General features: G+C 59.5%; 1 protein-coding gene. It reads right to left on the bottom strand.

What is annotated here, in order from left to right:
* A partial coding sequence (locus PZC42_RS24495; RefSeq protein WP_498041198.1) for an aminotransferase class I/II-fold pyridoxal phosphate-dependent enzyme occupies positions 1 to 279 on the bottom strand: 279 nt, incomplete at both ends.

Here is a 279-nt window from a genome sequence, read left to right as displayed (position 1 = left end):
ACTCTTACCAAAGGCCAAGCCTGGCACCACTAAAATCCCGGTTTGGTTCAAGAGCCGGGTGGCGTATTGCTCCGAACTAAGCCCGGTCTTACGGATGTCTAAAAAGGCGTAGATCGACCCGCCAACCGGGTTCACGGCGTGGTTCGGCAAGGCGCCCAGGGCCGTTTGTAAATAGGTTAGCCGCTCTTGGAAGGCCGTCACCAGCGGGGCAACCAGTTCATCGTGGTGTTCAAGGGCGTAGAGGGCCGCGTCTTGGCTGATCGTGGGCGCCGTGTAGGC

It is taken from the genome of Isoptericola croceus (genome assembly GCF_029382255.1).
GTDB lineage: Bacteria > Actinomycetota > Actinomycetes > Actinomycetales > Cellulomonadaceae > Isoptericola > Isoptericola croceus.
The sequence above is the reverse complement of the archived record's forward strand: the minus strand, read 5'-3'. Positions and strand labels throughout refer to the sequence as shown.